Source organism: Pauljensenia sp. UMB3104, assembly GCF_030217285.1.
Taxonomy (GTDB): Bacteria; Actinomycetota; Actinomycetes; order Actinomycetales; family Actinomycetaceae; genus Pauljensenia.
Genome location: NZ_JASONN010000038.1, coordinates 1 through 7,609, shown reverse-complemented (window position 1 = coordinate 7,609; position 7,609 = coordinate 1). Strand labels below are relative to the sequence as shown.

Below are 7,609 nucleotides of genomic sequence, written 5' to 3'. Positions count from 1 at the left end.
GCCGCGGCTGCCCCTGCAGCCGTGGCGCCCACGCACACAACAACGCTCAGTACGTCAGGAATCCCCAGCGGATCAGGTCGCGCAGGGGTGCCTCGACCTCGGCGCGCACATCATCGGCTTCAACGGACGTGAGCATCGCGACCGCCGCCGCGATCTGGCCGACCGTCAGCTCACCGTCCGAAGCGCCGACCACCGCCGACACAGCCGACGACACCGGCACAGAACGGCCCAGTCCCCCACCCTGATGCATGATGATCAGCTCCGGGTCGGGGCTGCCCGGCACGTAGTGGCGCTCCTCGCGCACGTCCGAGGCGCGCCTCAGCGCGGTGTCCCACAGCTCCGGGGCACGCAGCGAGGCCAGCGCCCACGCGACGTCGCGCCCGCGCGGGGCGTGCCCATCGAGGGACAGGTCGTAGGCGCGCTTGCCGCCCGAGGCGGCCTCGGCCTCGTCGAGCCTGCGCAGCGCCACGAAACCCATGCCGATCGCGCCCGTGCCCGCGCGGCGGAAGTCGGCCAGCCACGAGGTGAACGCACGCTCATAGTCGGCGCGCTCCATCAGCTGGCCGCCCGAGTCGCGGATCCACATGTCCACGTAGCGCGCCGGATCGAGCACGTCGCGCTGGACGACCCACGCATCCACCGGCAGGCCCTCAAGCCACGAATCCACGCGCCACGACCACTGCGTGTCCGGGTTGCGGTCGGCGGGGATCTCCCAGTTGGCGAGCATCTGCAGGGTGCCGCCCTCGTTCATGCACGCGGGCGCACCGCGCAGGACAGCGCGGATCAGGTTGTCGCGATCCATGCCGCCGTCGCGGTACTCGAGCAGCCCGGCCGCGCCGCGCACCGAATCCGGGGTGATCACGAAGGGCGGGTTCGTGACAATGAGGTCAAAGGTCTCACCCTCGACGGGCTCAAAGAGGGAGCCCTCGCGCACGTCGATGACGGCCTCGTTGAGGGCCGCGTTGAACTGGGTGATCGCGCACGCGCGCGCCGACAGGTCGGTCGCCACCACGCGGCCCGCATGCGTGGCCAGGTAGAGGGCCTGGATGCCGCAGCCGCAGCCCACGTCAAGGGCCGAGTCGACCCGCTCGCGTACCGTCATCTCCAGCAGGGTCAGGGTCGCGCCGCCGATGCCGAGCACGTGGTCGTCGGCCAGCGGCTTACCGGTCTGCACCTCCCCCAGGTCCGAGGCCACCCACCACTCGTGGTCGCCGTCCGGCAGGGTCGCCGCGTGGGGACGCAGGTCAAAAAGCGCACGCATCCACGGGTCTTCCGCGACCTCGGGTTCGGGCGCGTCCTCGTCGGGATCACGCATGGTCGGCAGGCTCGGCGCCTTCGGGGCCGAGGCTTCCTCCTCGCGCTTGTCCGCAGACTCGCGCGCGGGCGCACCACACGCGCGGGACGCCGTGAGAGCGGAGGCGGCCTCGGCCTCGTCGATGGTGGCTGCAAGGCCGAGAGACTCCAAGCCCTCCGCACCCAAGGTCGGGAGCGCCTCACTCAGGGCCGAGGCGCGCTCGGGCTGGCCCAGGATAAAGAAGCGCGTGAGGACCGCGGCGGGATCGGATGACCCCACAAGCTCCACGAGGGCGGGCAGACGCGAGTCACGCATCAGCGCCGACATCGCGCCCTGGCTGAGCAGATTCTGAAGATTCTCAACGGTCCACGCCGAGGCGATCACATCGGCGCGCAGGCGCCCAATCATGTCACGGTCGAGGGCGGGGACGGGTACGGAAGTCGTCATGACTCAAGCCTATCCCCACGCGTACAATGCGCGGGTACCCAACCAGGAGCCTCACGCCCGGCTCAGAGGAGGAAACCCATGTCCGGTGGACTTGTCGCGTTGCTCGACGATATCGCGACCCTCGCGAAGGTCACGGCCTCGTCAATCGATGACGTCGCGGCAAACGCCGTCAAAGCCTCCTCGAAGGCGGTCGGCGTCGTCATCGACGACACGGCCGTCACCCCCCAGTACGTGGCGGGCCTGAGCCCGGAGCGCGAGCTGCCCATCATCGGCAAGATCGCGCGCGGCTCCCTCATCAACAAGCTCTTCATCATCCTGCCGATCGCCCTCCTCCTCACATGGCTGGCCCCTCAGGTTCTGCCGTTCCTGCTGGTCGTGGGTGGCGCGTACCTGTGCTTCGAGGGCGGCGAGAAGGTCCTCGAGAAACTCGGTTGGCTGCCCGGCCACCACGAGGAGCACGAGGAGGGCGGCGCCACCTCCGCCGAGGAGCTCGAGAAGTCCATCGTCTCCTCCGCGACCCGCACCGACCTGATCCTCAGCGCCGAAATTATGCTCGTATCCATGGCCGGCCTCTCCAACGAGACCGGCATCATGCGCGTCGCCGTCCTCATCGGGGTCGCGTTCTTCATGACGTTCTTCGTGTACGGCCTCGTCGCACTACTCGTGAAGGCCGACGATTTCGGCCTCCACCTTGCCAAGGATGCCATCAAGCCCGAGGACAACCGCCCCGGCCCCGTCGACAACGTCGGCCGCACGATCGTGCGCGTCATGCCGCACATCTTCAACGTGATCGGCGTCGTCGGCACGGTCGCGATGCTGTGGGTCGGCGGCCACCTCGTCATCGAGAACCTCGCCGAGGTCGGCGTCCCCGTCTTCCACCACATCCTCGAGGTCGCCGAGCACGCGGTGTCCGCCGCGGGCGGTTTCGTGACCTGGCTGGTCGAGACTCTCCTATCCGGCATCTTCGGCGTCATCCTCGGTGCCATTATCGCGTGGATCGTCGTCGGCACTTCCACGCTCGTGCGCCGGGCGCGCACGAAGGCCTGATCTACTGTCGTTTCACGAGGCCGGGGCGTGGTCGCGAGACCCAGCCCCGGCCTCGTCGTTGATCGCACTGCGCGAAAGGTGACACATAACCCCTACGCAAGCCGGGACTTAAGTACTACCCTTGGAGTCAATAGACAAACGACGACGACGCCCAGGAGGAGCATCATGACCGTCTACACCCTGCCCGAACTTCCCTACGATTACGCCGCTCTCGAGCCCCACATCTCCGGCCGCATCATGGAGCTGCACCACTCCAAGCACCACGCCAACTACGTGGCCGGCGCGAACGCCGCCCTCGAGAAGCTGGCCGCCGCCCGCGAGTCCGGCGACTTCGCCGCGATCAACCTGTGGGAGAAGAACCTGGCCTTCAACCTCGGTGGCCACACCAACCACTCCATCTTCTGGACCAACATGACCGGCGAGGGCGCCTCGCGCCCCGAGGGTGAGCTCGGCGCCGCCATCGACGAGTTCTTCGGCTCCTTTGAGTCCTTCCAGGCTCAGTTCGCCGCCGCCGCCCTGGGCCTGCAGGGCTCCGGCTGGGCCGTCCTCGCGTGGGACACCGTCGGCAAGCGCCTCGTGACCTACCAGATGACCGACCAGCAGGGCAACATCCCGGTCGCGACCGTTCCGCTGCTCATGATCGACATGTGGGAGCACGCCTTCTACCTGGATTACCTCAACGTCAAGGCCGACTACGTCAAGGCCTGGTGGAACCTGGTGAACTGGGAGAACGTCGCTTCCCGCTTCCAGGCCGCCCGCCTGTCCTCCGGCCTGGTCAACGCCCACTCCGCACTGTCCGACCTGGGCACGCAGGCCATCGACACCGTCAAGGGCTGGTGGAAGAACTGAGCGCTGCGCGCCTGACGCTTTCGTGGCCGTCGTTGCTCGCTGCGGGCTGAGGTTCGAGGGCTGCTGTCCGGCGCTCGCTTTCCAGCGCCGACTTTCCAGCGCAGACGGCACGGCCGCCGCACGCAACGAGAGGCGGGATCCTTCGGGGTCCCGCCTCTGGCGTATCCCTGGCGAAAGCTCCGGCACGATCGGCGCACACGTACTTCACGGCAGCAGCGTTCCCAACTCTGCGACGCCACAGCGACTTAACCATTTGCGGGGCCGCTCATTCGCACGTGGGCCTGAGACTCGCACGTGGGCCCTCTAATCCACACGTGGACCCGCTAATACGCGCCTGGGCAGTCCCGCCCACACTCCACATATCGGGTTTGCGTGCGACAGAGCGGGTTACCGCTCGCAATAGCGGGTTTGCGTGCGCGCAACACGCCACGACAGGCACCGTTGCGCCCAAAACACAGACCACCTCGCCACTAACAGCCCGTTTTCAGTGTTTTTCACCGAGGTGGTCTGCGGTTTGGGCGCCCCAGCACTGCAAACCGCGGCCTCGCCGTCACCAGTCGGGGGGAATTGCACGACACGGGGGTTCGACACGCCGGCGACACGCCGCGAGAAGGCTTCGTGTAGTGCAAAACCCCATCGCAGCCAGCCCGAAGTGCGCCGCATCGCCTACAAGTACTGGGCACAGCACCGGCTGGCGCGAAAAAACTCGCCCAACACCACCCCTCCAGTGACATTTCCGCGAAAAAGTTCGCCCAGCAAGCGCAAAAACGCCGAATTTGGGCCGATTTGAGCGCGCAGGGCGAACTTTTTCGCGCTTTCACGATCTAACAGCGACGCAGGGAGAACTTTTTCGCGCGTGCAGACGTAGGCCCTCCAGTGCAATACCCATCAGCACACCAGGCCCCACCGGTGTGGAGGGCGCCAGAGGGGCCGAAGTGCCTGGCCGCAGTGCCGGTGGGCGGCGGCATAACCCAGCCCCAAACAAATTTCGCATGCAATTCCCCCACGACACGAATCGATGCACGCTCAAAAACCGCAGAATATCAACGATTAGATTTCAACATTTGAAATACACTCAGGGGAATTGCATGCGAAATTGCTGGATGACAGAGGGGCCGGGCTGTGGTGCCCATGAGCGGCGGCAGGGCATGGCTGCGACACCCGCGAGCGGGGGCGGGGCCTGGCCGAGCTTCGAGCCGACGTGCCGGGCCGCCCATCACACCAGGCCCCACTGGTGTGGAGGGTGCCGGAGGGGCCTGGCGGGGCCTGGCTGCGGCGCCCGCGGGCCGTGGCAGGGCCCGGTCCAGACAAATTTCGCACATAATTTCAGACGGTCATTTTTTGAGATCGTCTAAAAACGTTGCAATTCCAACGAGGTGATTTCAATGTTTGAACAAGTTGCAAGGGAATTACGTGCGAAATTGATGGGAGAGCGGCCCGTGGGCAACAAGCACACACGCGCACGCGCCCACACCATCCAGGCATAACAAAACCGCCCGGCCCCATTGGGGCCGGGCGGCAGTGGCGGTAGCGCTGGGATTTGAACCCAGGGTGGCTGTGACACCACACAGCATTTCGAGTGCTGCACCTTCGGCCGCTCGGACACGCTACCTTACCCGGATACTCTACTACAGAACACCCCGGGCAGCGCAAATCGACCGGGAAGGCTGGGAGCAGGGCCACACAACCCCGCAAGATCACACGGCAACACACAAAGCGGCCACCACCTCCCCATTGAGAACAGTTGAAAACGAGATTAAGCGACCGCATACCATTCACGGGCGTGCATACATGCTCTACTCTTGCAGGGTATCTACTCAACGCAGCGAAAGGATTTTTCGTGTCTGCGCCAACTGCGGCGAAGCAAACGTCGCTCAAAGAATTGACCCTGCGTGGCATCATCATCGGCGGCATTATCACGCTGGTGTTCACGGCTGCGAACGTGTATCTGGGTCTGAAGGTCGGCTTGACGTTCGCAACGTCGATTCCGGCGGCCGTCATTTCGATGGCGGTTCTGCGCTTCTGGGGCGATCACACGGTCCAGGAGAACAACATCGTTCAGACGATCGCGTCGGCGGCGGGCACACTGTCGGCGGTTATCTTCGTCCTCCCCGGCCTCGTGATCGTCGGCTGGTGGAGCGGTTTCCCCTACTGGCAGACCATGTTCGTGTGTGCGGTCGGCGGTGCGCTGGGCGTCATGTACTCGATTCCCCTGCGTCGCGCGCTCGTGACGGGCTCGAACCTGCCCTACCCCGAGGGCGTGGCAGGCGCTGAGATCCTCAAGGTTGGCGACTCCCAGGAGGCCGGCGAGGACAACAAGCGCGGCCTGCTCGCGATCACCTGGGGCGCTCTGGCCTCGGCGGCGATGGCCCTGTTCGGCTACCTGAAGGTGACGGCCTCCGAGGTCGGTACCGCTTTCAAGATCGGCTCGACGGGCACGATGCTCTCCACCTCCCTGTCCCTCGCCCTGATCGGCGTGGGTCACCTGGTCGGTATGACGGTGGGCGTTGCGATGTTCATCGGCATGGTGATTTCCTACGGCGTCCTCCTGCCCCTGTACGCGAATGGCCAGCTGCAGGGCGCGGACGACCTGACTGACGCCCTGTCGACAGTCTTCAAGACGGACGTGCGTTTCATCGGCGCGGGCGTCATGGCGGTCGCCGCCATCTGGACGCTCATCAAGATCATGGGCCCGATTGTCCGCGGCATGTCGGAGTCGCTGCGCGCCTCGCGCGGCACCAAGGAGAACGGCGCGCAGATCGACCGCACCGAGCAGGACATCCCCGGCAAGTGGGTCATCGTTTCTATCTTCGTGGCGATGGTTCCGATCGCGGGCCTGCTGTGGTGGTTCATGCGCGGCACGCAGATCGAGCACAACACGGCGGTCCTGATCGCGGTGTCGGTTCTCTTCATTCTGCTCGCGGGTCTGCTGGTCGCGGCGGTCTGCGGTTACATGGCGGGCCTCATTGGTTCGTCGAACTCGCCGGTGTCGGGCGTCGGCCTGCTGGTCGTCGTCATCACGGCGGTTGTTATCCTCGCGGTGCACGGCCGCGGTTCGACCACGGAGGAGAACACGGCGCTCATCGCGTACACGCTGTTCACGTCCGCGATCGTGTTCTGTATCGCGACGATCGCGAACGATAACCTGCAGGACCTCAAGACGGGCCAGCTGGTGGGCGCGACCCCGTGGAAGCAGCAGGTCGCCCTGGTCATCGGTGTTGTCTTCGGCTCACTGATCATTCCTCCGGTCCTGGAGCTCATGCAGAACTCCTTCGGCTTCCAGGGTGCGCCGGGCGCTGGCCCGGATGCGCTGGCGGCCCCGCAGGCCTCGCTGATTTCTTCGCTCGCGAAGGGCGTCCTCGGCGGCGGCATCGACTGGAAGCTCCTGGGTATTGGCGCGGCGATCGGCGTCGTCGTCATCATCATCGACGAGGTTCTACGCCCCGCGTCGAAGGGCAAGCTGGCTCTGCCTCCGCTGGCGGTCGGCATGGGTATTTACCTGCCTGTTTCCCTCACGATCCTGATCCCGATCGGCGGCCTGATTGGCTTCCTGTACAACAGGTGGGCTTCCAAGCAGGCGGACGCGGAGCGCGCGAAGCGTTTCGGCACGCTGGCTGCGACGGGTCTGATTGTGGGCGAGTCCCTGTTCGGCGTCATCTACGCGGGCATCGCGGGTGCGACGGGTTCGGATTCCCCGCTGGCGCTGCCGTTCATCGGCGACGGCTACACCCCCGTCGCGAACGTACTCGGCATCGCGTTCTTCGCGGGTGCGACGTGGCTGCTCTACGGTTTCGCCCGTAAGATCACGCGCGACGCGGATCGCGAGTCCGCCTCGAAGTAAGCGCGTCGTCAGCGGGGCACGGCCTCGCGTCACGCATCAGCCCCGGCCTCGTTCTGAACTGCCTCCCGTTTCTTGGACATCGAAATTGAAGTCCAGGGAATGGGAGGCTTTTCGTGTCTGTGAATCTGGGG

4 protein-coding genes and 1 tRNA gene are annotated in these 7,609 nt (G+C 65.6%); 3 read left to right on the top strand and 2 right to left on the bottom strand.

What is annotated here, in order from left to right; translation table 11 throughout:
- Window positions 1-46: 46 nt before the first annotated feature.
- Window positions 47-1,741 carry a DUF7059 domain-containing protein gene (locus tag QP415_RS10470; RefSeq protein ID WP_285099982.1) on the bottom strand — a complete coding sequence of 565 codons (1,695 nt, stop codon included), beginning with the start codon at window positions 1,739-1,741 and terminating at the stop codon, window positions 47-49.
- A gap of 78 nt (window positions 1,742-1,819) precedes the next feature.
- On the opposite strand from QP415_RS10470, the gene QP415_RS10465 reads away from it, so the two are divergent.
- Together QP415_RS10465 and QP415_RS10460 are read left to right on the top strand one after the other, a co-directional pair.
- Window positions 1,820-2,788: a DUF808 domain-containing protein gene (locus QP415_RS10465; RefSeq protein WP_285099981.1), complete on the top strand. Its 969-nt coding sequence runs from the start codon at window positions 1,820-1,822 to the stop codon at window positions 2,786-2,788.
- Between the two features lie 165 nt (window positions 2,789-2,953).
- Window positions 2,954-3,637 (top strand): superoxide dismutase, encoded by a 684-nt coding sequence (locus tag QP415_RS10460; RefSeq protein WP_285099980.1) that lies wholly within the window; start codon window positions 2,954-2,956, stop codon window positions 3,635-3,637.
- Window positions 3,638-5,159: 1,522 nt separating this feature from the next.
- Here the strand turns inward: QP415_RS10460 and QP415_RS10455 are convergent.
- Window positions 5,160-5,249: transfer RNA gene (locus QP415_RS10455), tRNA-Ser, on the bottom strand.
- Window positions 5,250-5,477: 228 nt separating this feature from the next.
- Here QP415_RS10455 and QP415_RS10450 point away from each other — a divergent pair.
- Window positions 5,478-7,478, top strand: a complete 2,001-nt coding sequence (locus QP415_RS10450) for an OPT family oligopeptide transporter (RefSeq protein WP_285099979.1) — start codon at window positions 5,478-5,480, stop codon at window positions 7,476-7,478.
- Window positions 7,479-7,609: the final 131 nt, after the last annotated feature.